This is a genomic window from Gardnerella sp. KA01001, from assembly GCF_049244025.1.
Taxonomy (GTDB): Bacteria; Actinomycetota; Actinomycetes; order Actinomycetales; family Bifidobacteriaceae; genus Bifidobacterium; species Bifidobacterium swidsinskii.
On the sequence record NZ_CP058366.1, the window covers coordinates 845,493 to 860,383 of the forward strand.

The 14,891-nt window shown below is 41.4% G+C and carries 13 protein-coding genes; 9 read left to right on the plus strand and 4 right to left on the minus strand.

All coding sequences use genetic code 11. The annotated features are described in order from the left end of the window. Positions 1-5 precede the first annotated feature (5 nt). A complete protein-coding gene (locus HXT59_RS03420; RefSeq protein ID WP_421784108.1) occupies positions 6-332 on the plus strand; it encodes a hypothetical protein in 327 nt (108 codons plus the stop codon). Continuing rightward, entirely contained in the window at positions 286-3,525 is a 3,240-nt protein-coding gene (locus tag HXT59_RS03425) for a BspA family leucine-rich repeat surface protein (RefSeq protein ID WP_421784110.1), read from the plus strand. Before HXT59_RS03420 ends, HXT59_RS03425 begins: the two co-directional genes overlap by 47 nt. Before the next feature lie 139 nt (positions 3,526-3,664). Here HXT59_RS03425 and HXT59_RS03430 read toward each other — a convergent pair whose 3' ends face one another. The 4 genes from HXT59_RS03430 to pdxS all read right to left on the minus strand — a co-directional run bounded on the left by HXT59_RS03430 (position 3,665) and on the right by pdxS (position 6,076). After that, positions 3,665-3,943, minus strand: a complete 279-nt coding sequence (locus HXT59_RS03430) for a type II toxin-antitoxin system YafQ family toxin (protein ID WP_004108415.1) — start codon at positions 3,941-3,943, stop codon at positions 3,665-3,667. Between the two features lie 2 nt (positions 3,944-3,945). After that, positions 3,946-4,266, minus strand: coding sequence for a type II toxin-antitoxin system RelB/DinJ family antitoxin (locus tag HXT59_RS03435; protein WP_050770715.1), 321 nt, complete (start codon positions 4,264-4,266; stop codon positions 3,946-3,948). Positions 4,267-4,646: 380 nt separating this feature from the next. Then, positions 4,647-5,240: a pyridoxal 5'-phosphate synthase glutaminase subunit PdxT gene (gene pdxT / locus HXT59_RS03440; RefSeq protein WP_004108408.1), complete on the minus strand. Its 594-nt coding sequence runs from the start codon at positions 5,238-5,240 to the stop codon at positions 4,647-4,649. Positions 5,241-5,242: 2 nt separating this feature from the next. Next, positions 5,243-6,076 carry a pyridoxal 5'-phosphate synthase lyase subunit PdxS gene (pdxS, locus tag HXT59_RS03445; RefSeq protein ID WP_050397242.1) on the minus strand — a complete coding sequence of 278 codons (834 nt, stop codon included), beginning with the start codon at positions 6,074-6,076 and terminating at the stop codon, positions 5,243-5,245. A 623-nt stretch (positions 6,077-6,699) separates the two neighbouring features. On the opposite strand from pdxS, the gene HXT59_RS03450 reads away from it, so the two are divergent. The 7 genes from HXT59_RS03450 to alr all read left to right on the plus strand — a co-directional run bounded on the left by HXT59_RS03450 (position 6,700) and on the right by alr (position 14,862). After that, positions 6,700-8,391 carry an ABC transporter substrate-binding protein gene (locus tag HXT59_RS03450; protein ID WP_033888460.1) on the plus strand — a complete coding sequence of 564 codons (1,692 nt, stop codon included), beginning with the start codon at positions 6,700-6,702 and terminating at the stop codon, positions 8,389-8,391. A gap of 219 nt (positions 8,392-8,610) precedes the next feature. Beyond that, the gene (locus HXT59_RS03455; RefSeq protein ID WP_033888459.1) at positions 8,611-9,576 is read left to right on the plus strand and encodes an ABC transporter permease; all 966 of its coding nucleotides are present in this window, start codon (positions 8,611-8,613) and stop codon (positions 9,574-9,576) included. Positions 9,577-9,618: 42 nt separating this feature from the next. Beyond that, complete coding sequence (locus HXT59_RS03460) at positions 9,619-10,503, plus strand: ABC transporter permease (protein WP_415693201.1); 885 nt, start codon at positions 9,619-9,621, stop codon at positions 10,501-10,503. Next, positions 10,500-12,182 carry an ABC transporter ATP-binding protein gene (locus tag HXT59_RS03465; protein ID WP_421784112.1) on the plus strand — a complete coding sequence of 561 codons (1,683 nt, stop codon included), beginning with the start codon at positions 10,500-10,502 and terminating at the stop codon, positions 12,180-12,182. Before HXT59_RS03460 ends, HXT59_RS03465 begins: the two co-directional genes overlap by 4 nt. Positions 12,183-12,298: 116 nt before the next feature. Further along, entirely contained in the window at positions 12,299-12,793 is a 495-nt protein-coding gene (locus HXT59_RS03470; RefSeq protein ID WP_415685139.1) for an S-ribosylhomocysteine lyase, read from the plus strand. A gap of 64 nt (positions 12,794-12,857) precedes the next feature. Beyond that, on the plus strand, positions 12,858-13,397 hold the full coding sequence (locus tag HXT59_RS03475; RefSeq protein WP_421784114.1) for a GNAT family N-acetyltransferase: 540 nt from the start codon (positions 12,858-12,860) through the stop codon (positions 13,395-13,397). Between the two features lie 85 nt (positions 13,398-13,482). Continuing rightward, positions 13,483-14,862: an alanine racemase gene (gene alr / locus HXT59_RS03480; RefSeq protein WP_421784116.1), complete on the plus strand. Its 1,380-nt coding sequence runs from the start codon at positions 13,483-13,485 to the stop codon at positions 14,860-14,862. Positions 14,863-14,891 lie beyond the last annotated feature (29 nt).

The window sequence follows — 14,891 nt, forward strand, 5'->3', positions numbered from 1 at the left end:
GATTGATGAAGGAGAGAAGGAGAGATTGTATTCTCTCGACAATTGGTGCCGTTTCATGCGTAGTTTCTATGATTTTAAGCGTAACTGTGTTGCCTGCGATAGCTTATGCCAACGTAACGAAGAATCCATTGTTTGCTGCTGTTTTGGCTGCTGCTGCCGAGAATAATAGGGGTCAAAATAAGTCGGGTGAAGGTGGAGCTGGTAAAGAAGTTAAAGGGGATAAGGCTAAAGAGGTAGATAAAAAAGAAGGTAAGAGAAATGATGGGGCAGCTAATGGGGAAGCTAATGGGGAAGCTGGTAATGAATCTAATGGGGGGGGGGTCTGTAGATAACAGCAATGCTGGCAAAGATGCCAGTAAAATTGCTGGAAAAGGTGCTGGCAAAGATGCCAGTAAAGATGCTGTAAAATCTGGTAAATCTGACAAAAATGCTGACAAAGCTTCTAAAAAAGATAGCAAAGACGCTAACAAAGCTAAGGGCAAAGATCGCAGCACTGGTGATGGTGAGAAATTAAGCCTAGAAGAAGTTAAAAAGCTTCCTGCTTGCGTGGTTCATTATCTTCCAGACAACTTCCCTGATACAGTTCTATTCCGCCCTAAATCTGGTTCTGGAAATGCGTGTGCTATTAGTGCTGATGGGCTATCTAGTAATTTTAATAGTATTCGAAAAGCAATTTCAAATCTCAATAATGATGGCACTGGCTCAGTTGATTTTTATGGTGCAGAAGTGTATGCGTATGGGAGTCTGTCCAAGAAAGGTGTGGGTCTTTTTTCAGGGAAAAATATTAGTAGCATTGGTAACATTGACAAGTTTGATGTAAGTAACGTTACAGACATGTCTTATCTATTTAAGGATTCCTCATTAACTGATTTTAGTTTTTTGAGCGGTTGGGATGTGAGCAAGGTTACGAATATGGAGGGCATGTTTGAGGGGTGCACTGGTTTAGAAGATATTAGCGGTTTGGCTAATTGGAAGGTTGACAAGGTTACGAATATGGAGGGCATGTTCGAGGGGTGCACTAGTCTGAAATCTCTTAAAGGGTTGGAAGATTGGGATGTGAGCAATGTTAGAAGTATGTCTGGAATGTTCGCGTCTGTTATTAAGGACCAAGATCAACATGATGCTTTGAATCCAGTAGTCGGGTATGCAGGTGAGATGGCGATTGCTTCGGTTAAATCTTTAAGTAAGTGGAAGACTGGCAATGTTAAGAACATGAACAGAATGTTTGAGGGTTGCACCAAGATAACAGATTTTGACGGTTTGAAAAGCTGGAATACTGAAAACGTTTCAGCAATGATCGGTATGTTCGAATACTGCAAGAGTATGAGTTCGCTTGGATTTTTGAGTGGTTGGGATGTTAGAAATGTTACAGATATGAGGGCAATGTTTGCGCTGTGCAGCAACATTGGAAGTACTGAAGGCTTGGGAGAGTGGAATGTTAGTAACGTTAAAAAAATGGATGACATGTTTGTATATTGCTCTAAGCTTAAAAATATCGAAGATTTAGCTAATTGGAATACAAAAGATAAGAGCAGTACAAGCGCATTAACTAGCACGTTTAGAATGTTCTCTAATTGCAGTTTTCTTACTAAACTTGATCCTTTGAAAGATTGGGATGTTAGCAGTGTTGAGAACATGAGCAGCATGTTTAACACTTGCGGCAGTCTTACTAGTCTTGATCCTTTGAAAGATTGGGATGTTAGCAGTGTTGAGAAGATGAGCGACATGTTCAGTAATTGTGGTAGTTTAACTAGTCTTCAACCTTTGAGCAGCTGGAATGTTGGCAGTGTTACGGACATGAGCAGCATGTTTAGCTATTGTACTAACTTGAGTAATCTTAGCGGTCTAGAAAAGTGGAATGTTGGCAGTGTTACGGACATGAGCAGCATGTTTAACAATTGTACTAACTTGAGTAATCTTAGCGGTCTAGAAAAGTGGAATGTTGGCAGTGTTACGGACATGAGCAGCATGTTCTCCAATTGCTACTTTGAGCATATAAACCATGAAGGTGATGTAGTAGAAATAACAGGGTTGGCTGATATAAGTGCATTGAGCGGCTGGAATGTTGGCAGTGTAACGAATATGTTTAGCATGTTCAGTGGTTGTACTCGCTTGGGTAATCTTAAAGGTCTAGAAGGGTGGAATGTTAGCAATGTTACGGATATGTCTAGCATGTTTTCTGATTGCAAAAAACTTACCGGCGCTGCGGATTTAAGCAAGTGGGATATTTCAAAAGTTACGAATCTTAGTTCGATGTTTTCCAATGCAGGAGCAGAAAGTGGCGACAGTCTTATATTAGATTTCAGCAATAAGAACTTTACAAAACCTACTAATTCTGAGTCTACTACTGTTTCTGTTGATGGTATGTTTGGTGGTTTTAAAGGCACGTTGATTGCGAATAATTTGCAGTCTAGTGGTTTTGAGAATAATCCTGAGGATGATCCTATCAAAAGTCATTTTGCTGATGGCGAAATATTCTCCCTCGATGAGAATGGTCACAGCGATAATATAGTCGTAACTAATAATGTTACGATTTTAGATACAATTTCAAACAATGATGATCTTAAAAATATTGCATACTACATTCCTGTTAAAGCCAAGCTAATGGAGCCTGGCGATATAAAAAATGACAATATGACATGTGATTGCAATAGAGATTCGGGTGGCACTACTTATACTTACTATATTCCTGCACTGTATAATTCGAGTAATTTAGAGAAGAAACAGGATGAAAAATCGCAGGATTATGCGTACAGAATTGTAAAAAATAGTTTCGCTTCAAAGTTTAGAAGTGCTATAGATTCTCAATCGGGCGAAGTTATTGGTGGTGAGGAACCTGGTGGTGAACCTGGTGGTGATGAACCTGGCGGAGATGAACCTGGTGAAGGTGAAGGTGGCGATAAATCAGGTGGTGATACTGATACTGGCTCGCGTAGTGCAACGTTGAAATCGCGTGTAAAGAAACTGCGATCCGCAAGGAAATTGCGATCTGTAAGAGATGGCGATGATGAAGATGAAAATCCTGAACCTGAGCCTGACGAAAAACAGGGTAATACTTATAAAATCATGTTTAAGAAGTCAAGCGAAGGTGGTTGCACTTGGACAGAACTTGGCTATGGTGATGGTGCTGTGCCTGTTAGTAATCCAATTTCGCCTTTAGTGTTCTTTACTACGACGTACTATTTGGAGACATTTGTTCAGCCAGTGCCTTTGCCGCATACTGGCGGCCAGTCGGCTATTATGTTCACGTTCTTGTCTATTGGACTGTTCTCAATATTTGCGGTTGCTGGGGCGTTCGGTCGTCATGGTTGGGTTGCGTCTGTGCTCTCTGGCACTGCTTTGACTGGGTTTGCGAAGGCTTTTGGCGGCGGCGCGCTCGATATTGCAGCTGGCTTTAAGCACTGCTTCGCGCATCCTGTTGTAAGTGGCTCGATGATTAAATCTGCTGTAAGTGCGGCAACCGGCTTCTTTGCTCGGTTCCGAAGTGACGATTCCACCTTCGGCAAGCACACTAAACAGCGCTAAATCGCAGCGCACGCAAAACACAACCGAATTCCCAATGAACTACCACACAAATCTGTCCTGCCTTCGTCAATTGAGACTAAGGCAGGCCTCGCTTGCGTTGAAAGCACACTGTGATTTCAACGCTTAGCAACTCGCAGTGCTACTCGTTGAATACGTCTGAGTGTGTTCCCGTGCGAGATGCTGTTAGAACAAGCTCGTTTTCCTTAATTATGTAAATCAATAGCCAGTCTGATTTTACATGGCATTCACGGAAGCCTAAATATTTTCCTTTAAGAGGATGATCTTGGTACGTTTCGTCAAGAATCTCTTCGTTGCGCAACTTCTCAAGTAGTATATTAACAAGATGTGTATCGTATCCGCGCTTTCTGATTCTCTTCATGTCTTTTTTAAACTGTGAAGTGTATGTCAAAGTAAGCATAATTAATCTTCCTTAAAAACGTCGTCCATCATCTCGGATACTGAGTTATAGCGTTTTGCTGGAACTTTTCCGGATAGAATATCATTTGCTTCCTTAAACGCGGCGATTGTTTCTTTATTGTATTTTGGCTGTTTTAAGTCGAATGGGAGTCCTTCTACCATAAGTGATTTGTGTAAGAACATGTTTATTGCTTCGCTAAGAGTTATGCCGAAGCTGGCGAATAATTCTTCTGCCTGCGCTTTAACATCCTTGGTGACGCGTACGTTGATGCTCGCGGTTTTCGCTGCAGTGTTTGATTTCGTTGCTGTTGCGCTGATTGCCATAATATGCTTCCTTGATTTTATACTTATAATTTTTGCTTCTATAAGCGCGTTAGTTTTCTTGACTCGTTAATTTTGTTTAATTTTGATTTGTTTTTCTAGCTTTTTGTGATATTCAGCTATCAACTTTTATTACATTCTACAATGTGTTACACTGTTTTACAATATTATATAAACGTTTTACTTTGTATTACGATTGCATTACGTTTACCGCATGTATACGTTTACTATGTAAATTACATAAAATTCAAAGTTTTTGACGTCCGCGTTAAAAAAGTGTGTTGTTATTGCAGATTGCGTTCTGCGTGAGTAACGAAAAACAGCCAACGCTCGCGCGAGCGTTGGCTGTTTTATGGGACATTTGCCGGAGTTACGAATCCAATTTACAAATCCAGGAAAAGCTGATGGATTCGCGTATCGTTGTCAAGCTCCGGGTGGAAGGATGTGCCGATTTGCTTTCCTTGGCGCGCGGCGACAACATGACCTTCTACAGTTGCAAGAGCTTTGGCATTAGAGCCTACTTCTGCAATGTAAGGTGCGCGAATAAACGTCATCGGCACATTGCCTAGCTCACCAAACTCAGCCTCGCAATGGAAGCTTCCGAGCTGACGTCCGTAAGCATTGCGCTTAACTGTTACGTCTAAAGTGCCAAAACCGTTTACTTCGTCACCTTCCACGTTTTTCGCAAGCAAAATCAAACCTGCGCAAGTGCCAAGAACAGGCATTCCTCCTGCAATGCGCTCACGCAAAGGTTCGAGCATATTTTGCTCACGAAGAAGCTTAGCTTGCACAGTGCTTTCGCCGCCCGGAAGTACTAAGCGGTCAAAAGACTGCTCCAAGTCGCGCGCTTGACGAAGTTCAATAACGTGTGCGCCTAATTTTTCAAGCATTAAGCGATGTTCAAGAAAAGCACCTTGAACAGCTAAAACTGCTACAGTATGAGCGGAGTTATCAGTATTGGTAGGTGAGTTTGACAAAATTACTCGCCTCGCTCAGCCATTAAAAGCTTGATTTCCTGCTCGTTAATACCAACCATAGCTTCGCCCAAGTTTTCGGAAAGCTTAGCAATCATCTTGGCGTCCTTGTAATTAGTTACAGCTTTAACGATTGCTGCAGCACGCTTTGCTGGGTCTCCAGACTTAAAGATACCGGAGCCAACGAATACGCCTTCGGCACCAAGCTGCATCATTAAAGCAGCGTCGGCTGGGGTAGCAACGCCGCCGGCTGCGAAGTTAACAACAGGGAGCTTGCCGTTTTGTGCAACGTATTTTACGAGTTCGAAAGGCACGCGCAAATTTTTGGCTTCTTCAAAAAGCTCATCCTCGCGCATGCTTGTAAGCTTACGAATTGCGGAATTCATCATGCGCATGTGACGCACAGCTTGAATCACGTCTCCAGTTCCTGGCTCGCCCTTAGTGCGAATCATGGAAGCGCCTTCGTTGATTCTGCGCAAAGCTTCACCCAAATCCTTAGCGCCGCAAACGAAAGGCACAGCAAAATCGCGCTTATTGATGTGATACACGTCGTCGGCTGGAGAAAGCACTTCGCTTTCGTCGATGTAGTCGATCTCGATAGCCTCAAGCACTTGTGCTTCAACAAAGTGACCGATACGGCATTTTGCCATAACAGGAATAGACACAGCCTCTTGAATGCCGTGGATCATAGCCGGGTCGCTCATACGAGAAACGCCGCCTGCTGCACGAATATCGGCAGGAATACGCTCCAAAGCCATAACTGCGCATGCGCCAGAATCTTCAGCAATTCGCGCCTGCTCTGGGGTGGTGACGTCCATAATTACGCCACCCTTAAGCATTTGCGCCAATTGGCGGTTCAATGCTGTACGGTCTTCGCCGCTTTTATTTTGCGGATCCGAGGATTCGTTCACAGTTACCGTAGTATTCAAGTTCTCAGCCATCATTCCTCGCTTTAGTTTTAACATATTACGTGTATGCATCTTAATATTTCGTGAATTTGCGCGCTTCTACGCTGTAATCTTATGTCGATTATTGCGTACGTTTGCAAGTTTACGTTCTGTTGGAATTTAACCACATTCGTAGGATATATCTCATATGTATTGGTATAAAAATATTACAAAAATATACAAAATATGATTTGATTTTTTGGACGCGCCATAGGTGAGACTGGCTTGTCAATCGACTACGATTAGTAATGCAGTCGACTTGTATTTGGGTTTATGTGGTATGCAAATAGTTATGTTTGCAAATGTGCATTTCCAATAAAGCGGCGAGCTATAAGACAAAAATAAATAAAGAATAAATAAAGAATAAATAAAGAATAAATAAAGAATAAATAAAGAATAAATAAAGAATAAATAAAGAATAAATAAAGAATAAATAAAGAATAAATAAAGAATAAATAAAAAATAAATAATAACAAATAAATAATGTTTATATGCCATTAAGAAAGGTTTATGGTATGTCTAACAGCAAACCTGAGGAAAGCGTGCACGAAGAAAACGGCGCGACTGAAAAATTCTCCGGTAAAACTAACGATGAAGCTAACAAAAGCACTTCTTTCGCTGCGAGCACTGACTCTTCGCTGAATGAAGCTGAAAAATATGCTTATTCAGGCTCGAAACGCAAAATGGGCAAGATATGGCTATTTAGCTTAGCTATTGTTTTGGTAGTGGTGTTTAGTGCAATTTTTGCAACTCTTACTACATCTAATAAACCAAATAAATCAAATTCAGTATCGGAAATTTCGAACAAAACTGTATCTATAGGTCTAAAGTTAGCTCCTACGAATCTTGATATCCGTAACCAATCAGGTTCATCGCTTGACCAGTTGCTTATTGGTAACGTGTATGAAGGCTTAGTTGCTCGCAATGATATTAATCAGGTAGTTCCTTCGTTAGCTCAAAGCTGGGAAATAAGTAAAGATGGTTTGCGTTACACATTCCACATGCGTAAGGGCGCTGTATTTTCTAATGGCGATAGACTTACTGCGCATGATGCGGAATGGTCGTTTAACGAGCTTATTGCTAAAAAATATCGCGGCTCTAACATGGTTGGAAAAGTTGAGTCTGCTAAAGCAAAAGATGATTACACGTTTGAAATCACTCTTAAAGAGCCAAATGCTAAGCTTTTGTGGGCACTTTGCAGTCGTTCAGGTTTAGTTTTTGATAAAAACGCAAAGTATGATGCAAAAACTCAAGCAGTCGGTTCTGGACCGTATCTAATTGACAAATTTGTGCCAAATGATCGTGTTGTTTTAAAAGCAAATCCGCGTTATAAAGGTATTCATCGTGCGCAAACTAATAAGATAGTAGTTCGCTACTTTGTTGACGATAACGCAGCAGTTGACGCACTTTCTTCCGGCTCTGTGCAAGCGTTGGCTCCTATTTCTGGTCAACTTGCTAAGCCTTTTAAAGATGATTCCAAGCGTTACGATGTAAGTGCAGGTAATGGCACAGATAAATTTGTTCTAGCGATGAATATGAAAGGCGAACGTACTAAAGATAAGCGCGTGCGCAAAGCTATTCGTTACGCGATTGATCACAAGCAAATTATTGCATCTCGTGGCGGAACGGATTTAGCTCTTGGCGGTCCAATTCCTTCTCTTGACCCTGGTTATGAGGATTTAACTAAGCTGTATCCACATGATTTGCATCGCGCTAAGGCGTTAATGAAGGAAGTCGGATTTGACGAATCACATCCTATGGATTTGACGCTTACTTATCCGAATATTTACGGCACGCAAATTGGCGATCAGCTGCGCTCGCAATTGAAGCCTATTGGAATCAATTTGAAAGTTAATATTGTTGAGTTTACTACTTGGCTTCAGGATGTTTATAAGAATAAGCAGTATGATTTGTCGATGGTTGATCACAATGAGAGTCACGATTTTGGGCAGTGGGCGGATCCTACGTATTACTACGGATACGACAATAAGCAAGTCCAGGATTTGTATGCTAAAGCTATGCTTTGTGCGGATCCTAAAGAGTCAAACAAATTGCTTGCTCAAGCTGCGCGAATTATTAGCGAGGATGCTCCTGCTGATTGGCTGTTCAACTATCGCGTTGTAACTGCGAAAGTGAAGAATCTTGAAGGAATGCCTTTTGACATGAATCAAGAGATTTTGCCGCTATACAACCTGCGACTTAGTTGATTTTTATTTGCTAGTCGCCATCTAGTTTCTAATGTAGAAATGAAACTGCGCGCGTGTCCGAAAACCACTAATCAGAGACACTCGCGCAGTATGTAATCTGCGTGAGTGTCCCAAAATGGGCAAAATAAGACACTCGCGCAGCGCGCAAACTGCACTAGTGTCCGAATTTGTGTATTTGTGGTGTGTTTCGACTAGAAGAACATAGAAAGTAGGCATTTTATGTTTCGTATGATTTGCTACAGAGTATTGCTGTTTCTTCTTGCTTTACTTGGCATTTCTGTAGTTATTTTCATATCGTTACGTGTACTTCCAGGCGATGTTGCGCAAGTTATGGCCGGCTTAAACGCTCCTCGCGGAAAAGTAGAGGAGCTTAGAGCAGAACTTGGTATTAATAAGCCACTTTTTACGCAGTATGTTGACTGGATTTGTGGTGTTTTCCGCGGTGACTTTGGCATGTCTATGTTGACTGGTCGTTCTGTAAGTTCAATTATTGCGATGCGTGCTTCTATTACTTTTCCGCTGATTCTTTTGGGTCTGTTTATTGCTTTAGTAGTTGGTATTTCACTTGGATGTTTGCAAATTACTCATGAAGGCAAACTTTCACAGGCAATTACGCGCTTTTTGGCTATTACAGCAGGCTCTGTTCCAGCATTATGGGGTTGCATGCTACTTATTTTGCTATTAGGACGCGGTATTGGCGTGTTCAGCTTGCTGCCAACTCAAGGTTTCCCTACAGATGGCTGGAGCGAATTTCCTGAAGCTTTTGCGTCTCTTCTTATTCCGGCTCTTACAGTCGGACTTATTGTTGGCTCTAGTTTTATGCGTTACACTGCTGCAACTGTTGAAAATATTGTTAAAAGTGAAGTAGCTTCTCAAGCTATGGCTTGCGGAATGACTCGCAAACAAGTTGTGTGGCGTGTTGGTTTGCGGCTTGCTCTTCCTCAACTCGTATCTGTTATTGGTTTAACTTTCGCTCATATGGTTATGGGTGTGATGGTTATTGAAAACCTGTTTTCCTTACCTGGTATTGGTACGGGAATGGTTCGAGATGTTGGTTTGCGCGATCTAATTGCAGTGCAAGGTGAGCTTTTTATGCTTGCTGCATTGTTCTTACTAATCGGCTTTGTAGTTGACATTACGCACCGACTACTTGACCCTAGGTTATCTAAAGATAGTTTGAATTAATTTCCTATTGTTGAATCTAACATGCGAATAAGGTGAGTTTTTATGTGCAATATGTTTAAAAAAAGTATCAAAGTAAAATCTACTTTATGTAAGCGCGTATGGAATGCTACTTTCGGTAAATTTGTGTGTTTAACGTTTGCAATATGGTTTTTTGTTGCTTTGCTTTCGCTTTTATGGACTCCGTACTCACTTTTAGAAACTAACGGTTTTAAAGTATGGCAGAAGCCGTCTTTTTCGCATTGGCTTGGTACGGACGGCACTGGTTCGGATATGCTTAGTTGGCTTATGGCAGGTTCAAGAATTGAGCTGATTCTCGTTTTTTCTACTGTTCTAGTTGCTGCTTGTGTTGGGTTTATTGTTTTGAGCTTTATGATTTCTAGTTCACAAATTGTTCGCACAATAAGTATTATGTCTGTTGACGCATTGATTTCTATTCCAACTGTTTTAATTGCGCTTATGCTTGCAGTTCCGTTTGGAGCTAGTGTTGTTGTGATTGTTATTGCTTGTGGAACTGGCTATGGCTTGAATTTAGCACGTATTGTACGGCCGAGTGCGCAGCTTGCGTTGCAATCTGATTATGTGACTTCAGCTGTTTTGCAAGGTTCATCGCGTAAATATGTTCTTATTCATCATGTTTTACCAAATATTATTCCTGTTGCATTTGTTGAGCTTTCTCTTTCTGCAGGAACTGTTATTTTGGCTGAAAGTGGCTTAACATACTTGGGTATTGGAGTTCCTGCTGGAGTTCCTAGCTGGGGGCGCGTGTTGGCTACTTCTGTTTCGTTAATTCACGTAAATCCTTTATCGGTTGTCTGGCCAGGTTTGATTGTGACTGTAGTTGTTGTTGCTCTTAATCTTTTTGGTGACGTATTGCGCAAAGTTTTAGATCCTTCATCAAAAAGTACGAATAAAGTAGGGGAAAAATGAGCTTAAATATTCAAAATCTCACGCTAAAACTTGGCGGAAAACTAATTCTTGACAACGTATCAATTGAGATTTCTGACGGTGAGCGTGTTGGCTTAGTTGGTTCTTCTGGCTCTGGCAAATCTATGCTAATTCGAGCTATAACTGGATTATTGCCGTCAAATGCTGAAATTTCAGGCTCTTGTATGCTTGGCAATCTTCAAACAGTGAAAGCAAAAGATGAAAATTTAGCTTCTATTCGTGGAAAATACGTTGGTGTAGTATTTCAGCAAGCTAATAGAGCACTTAATCCAATGTTAAGCGTTGAAAAACAAATTTCTTTGCCTTTGCGAATACATTACAATCTAGATGATGACGATATTCACAATCGAGTATGCATGATGCTTGAAAAAGTAGGGTTGTCGAAAAATCTCGCATCTCAACGCACGTTTGAGCTTTCTGGAGGTCAACAGCAGCGAGTTGGTATTGCTACAGCTTTGATTACCTCTCCGCGTTTGATTTTGGCTGATGAGCCTACTACTGCGCTTGACTCGGTTACACAAAGTGAAGTTGTGCGAATGCTTGCTTCACTTGTAGATGATATGGGCGCTTCAATGCTTTTTGTAACGCACGATTTTTCTGTGCTTTCGCATGCTGCTAATCGTTGCTATGTGCTCGATTCTGGGCGTGTGGTCGATAGTGAAAATGTTAAGAATTTGCTTGATAATCCGCGTATTTCTTCTACTAAACAATTAGTGAGTGCTGCTAAAAAGTTGACTTTTAGAGCGCAAAATTTGGGTTCTAAAAATTTAGATTTTGCAAAAGTGGGTTCTGCAAATACTGGTTCTGCAAACGTTGATTCTGAAAACGCTGATTTTAAGAAATTTAATTCCCATATTGGCAACAGTGAAGAAAATTCGCTTATAAATGCAAAAAATATTCACGTTACTTTAGGTCGAGCAAAAACTCGTGCTGAAGTGTTAAGCGGTGTAGATTTAAATCTTAATATTGGCGAATCTTTGGCGATTATTGGCGGATCTGGTTCCGGCAAAACAACTCTTATACGCGCTATGTTGGGGCTTGAAACTCTTTGCGAAGGTAACGTTACTTATTGCGGTGAAATCGTAAATAATGCAAATTTATTAGAAGTAAATAAAAATGCTTGTACGCTTATGAGACGCGAATCGTCGCTTGTATTTCAGCATCCGTTTGCTGCATTGGATCCACACTGGACAGTTCAAAAAAGTGTTGCTGAGCCTCTTAGAATATGGCGAAAATCGCTTAAAATAGACGATGTAACTATTGAACAGCGTGTTTGTGAAATGCTGAAATTAGTAGGCTTAAAGCCTGAAGATTTTTTGGAACGTCACCCTCACGAGCTTTCTGGCGGTCAAGCGCAATGTGTTTGTATTGCTCGCGCACTAATCAATAATCCTCGAGTTTTGCTTGCTGATGAGCCTATGAGTGCAATTGACGTTGCTGAAAGAACTCGCATTTTAGACGCTTTTGCATCCATTCGCTCTGAGCGCAAAAACATGTCATGCATATTTGTAAGTCATGATTTGGGTATGATTCGGCATTTAGCAACGCGAGTTATTGTTCTTAATGAAGGAAAAGTTGTGGAATGTGGCAGTGTAAATGATGTGCTCAATAATCCACAAAATGACTATACTCGTGCTCTTGTAAACGCAGCAAGCATGTAAATAAATCTTTCAACTAATAAATCTTTCAACTAATTAGGCAACTACCGTCTACTATAGAAGTACTTAGTACGTAAAGAGTACGTTGTTTATTGTGTAGTTAAGCGAAGGGAATACTTATGAATAAGCAGGATGCGTCTAGACCTAGACCAGAAAGTTTTGAACTAGATCATACTAAAGTAAAAGCACCTTATGTGCGCTATATCAATACGCAAAAAGGTCCTAATGGGGATGTTATTTCCAACTATGATATTCGTTTAACGCAGCCTAATGAGGAAGCGATTCCTACTGCAGCTTTGCACACAATTGAGCATATGATTGCAGTGTTACTTCGCGAGCGTATTGATGGCTATATTGATTGCTCACCTTTTGGTTGCAGAACTGGTTTTCATCTGCTAACTTGGGGTGAACATAGCACAGAAGATGTGGCGCGCGCTTTAAAGGAATCTCTTGAGTTTATTGCGTTTAATGCCACCTGGGATGATGTTCCTGCAACAACTATTGAATCTTGCGGCAACTATAGAGACCACAGTTTATTTGGTGCTAGTCAATGGTGTAAAGATATTCTAGCGAAGGGAATTAGCTCGAATCCTTTTGAGCGCAAACTTGTGTAAGTAATAATTAGCTAGTTTTGCGTAATTTTTGCGTAGTTTTATTTGGTTTCTTTTAGAGGTTGGCATGGAAGATATAACATTAAGAAAAGCAACTCTTGGTGACTTGCGAGATATTGAGCATATTTATGAAAATGCTCGCAAATTTATGCGTGTTACAGGCAATCCTCATCAGTGGGGGAATAGTTTTCCACTTGTTTCAAGTGTTATTGAGGATATTCGTTTAAAACGTTTCTATTTGATTGTTGACGAGGATCCAGAATCGCATAACGAGCGTATTCTAGCGCAATTCGCATTATGCGAAGGTGTTGATGAAGTGTATGACAGTATTGACGGTGCGTGGCTTGATGATATTTCTCCTTATGTAACAATTCACCGCTTAGCATCTTCAGGAATAAAACCCAAAATGGCAACAGCGTGCTTGCATTGGGTGCAAGAAAACTATAATAATGTGCGCATTGACACGCATCCAGATAACGTGATTATGCAAAAAGTAATTACGCGTGCGGGTTTTAGTCGTTGTGGGTTGGTCGTTATTCCAGATCGTGCACACAGTGCAGTACGTATTGCATACCAATGGTTGCAAACGCTTAATCATGTCATATGAATGCGCATGTGTTCTTAAAAAGCTTATAGAGAGTATGCAAAAGAGCATGTAGCATTAAAAGCATACTAAATCGGTTAGGTGAGTTATGAGTACAGATTTAAGTAATGCGGCAAGTAATAGTGCAAGTAATGCGGCAATGTTAGAAGCAAACTATGCTCGCGCGTTAAGCGTATACCCTGGGCAGGTAATTGTTGATTTGAAGACACTTCGAGACAATATGCGCACTTTGGTTGCGCGCGTTTCGCAAGATTTGCAGCCTGGTCAGAATGCGCCGGAAGTTATGGGAGTCGTAAAAGCAGGCGGATACGGCCACGGGCTTATTCCTAGTGCGCTCGCGGCTTTAGCTGGAGGCGCTACTTGGCTTGGCACAGCTCAACCGTACGAGGCGTTACGTTTGCGTGCAGTTGGTATTGATTCTAGCCGTTGTCATATTCTCACTTGGCTTACTAGCGCTCCAACTACGAGATTTGCAGATTTGATTACAGCAGATATCGATATTTCTGTAGGCTCTATTGACTCGCTTGATGCTGTGGCTTTTGCTGCACGAAAGTTAGGTAAACCTGCTCGCGTGCACGTAAAAGTCGATACTGGTTTTGGACGAAACGGTTTTACGCCAGAAGGTTTTTGTGCCGCTCTAGAAAAATTGCAACAATACTCTAGTGAAGGCGTAATCGAGGTTATTGGCCAATGGAGTCACTTAGCTGTAGCAGATTCTCCTGACGTTCCAGAATTTGTAGATGCAACCGACCGTCAAATCCAACAATTCCACGAGTTTACGAAACGCATGAAAGAAGCATCGGTTGCTCCTAAAATCCGCCATTTAGCGAATACTGCTGCAACGCTTAACCGTCCTGAAATTCGTTTTGAACTTGTTCGTCCAGGAATTGGTTTGTACGGCTACGAGCCGGATCCTGCAATGGGAAATTCCCAAACCTACGGATTGCAGCCTGCTATGACGCTTCAAGCGCAACTTGGAACTGTAAAAACTGTAGAAGAAGGGCATGGAATTTCCTACGGACGCACGTATTTAACTCCAAATAATACGAGTACTGCTATTGTGCCTCTTGGTTACGCTGACGGCATTTTGCGATCTGCTTCCGGATTCGATATGCAAGGTGCGCGTCATGTTAATAAGCCAGGCGGTCCGGTTAGAGTAGAAACAAAGAATGGTGCTCGAATTGTGAACGTTTCTGGGCGAGTTTGCATGGATCAGTTCATAGTTGATTTAAAAGGCGATGCTTCAGAGTTAGGTGTTCTGGAAGGCAATACTGTAACGCTTTTTGGTCCTGGAAGAGGCTTGGAATTTGCCGAGCCTACTGCAGACGATTGGGCAGAAGCTGCAGGAACAATCAGCTACGAAATTATGACTGGAATTGGCGCTCGCGTGCCGAGGCTTTACCGCAACGCTTACGAAGTGCTATCTTCTAGCGATATTGCAAAACTGGACGCAAAAAGTCTTATATAACTTGTTACTGCTTGTTTTAGAAGGTTAAT

What these genes read in the sequence shown, in the direction of transcription:
- HXT59_RS03420 (WP_421784108.1), top strand. Translation starts at nt 6, where the DNA reads ATGAAGGAGAGAAGGAGAGATTGTATTCTCTCGACAATTGGTGCCGTT.
- HXT59_RS03425 (WP_421784110.1), top strand. Translation starts at nt 286, where the DNA reads ATGGGGAAGCTGGTAATGAATCTAATGGGGGGGGGGTCTGTAGATAAC.
- HXT59_RS03430 (WP_004108415.1), bottom strand. Translation starts at nt 3,943, where the DNA reads ATGCTTACTTTGACATACACTTCACAGTTTAAAAAAGACATGAAGAGA.
- HXT59_RS03435 (WP_050770715.1), bottom strand. Translation starts at nt 4,266, where the DNA reads ATGGCAATCAGCGCAACAGCAACGAAATCAAACACTGCAGCGAAAACC.
- pdxS (WP_050397242.1), bottom strand. Translation starts at nt 6,076, where the DNA reads ATGCTTAAGGGTGGCGTAATTATGGACGTCACCACCCCAGAGCAGGCG.
- HXT59_RS03450 (WP_033888460.1), top strand. Translation starts at nt 6,700, where the DNA reads ATGTCTAACAGCAAACCTGAGGAAAGCGTGCACGAAGAAAACGGCGCG.
- HXT59_RS03455 (WP_033888459.1), top strand. Translation starts at nt 8,611, where the DNA reads ATGTTTCGTATGATTTGCTACAGAGTATTGCTGTTTCTTCTTGCTTTA.
- HXT59_RS03460 (WP_415693201.1), top strand. Translation starts at nt 9,619, where the DNA reads ATGTGCAATATGTTTAAAAAAAGTATCAAAGTAAAATCTACTTTATGT.
- HXT59_RS03465 (WP_421784112.1), top strand. Translation starts at nt 10,500, where the DNA reads ATGAGCTTAAATATTCAAAATCTCACGCTAAAACTTGGCGGAAAACTA.
- HXT59_RS03470 (WP_415685139.1), top strand. Translation starts at nt 12,299, where the DNA reads ATGAATAAGCAGGATGCGTCTAGACCTAGACCAGAAAGTTTTGAACTA.
- HXT59_RS03475 (WP_421784114.1), top strand. Translation starts at nt 12,858, where the DNA reads ATGGAAGATATAACATTAAGAAAAGCAACTCTTGGTGACTTGCGAGAT.
- alr (WP_421784116.1), top strand. Translation starts at nt 13,483, where the DNA reads ATGAGTACAGATTTAAGTAATGCGGCAAGTAATAGTGCAAGTAATGCG.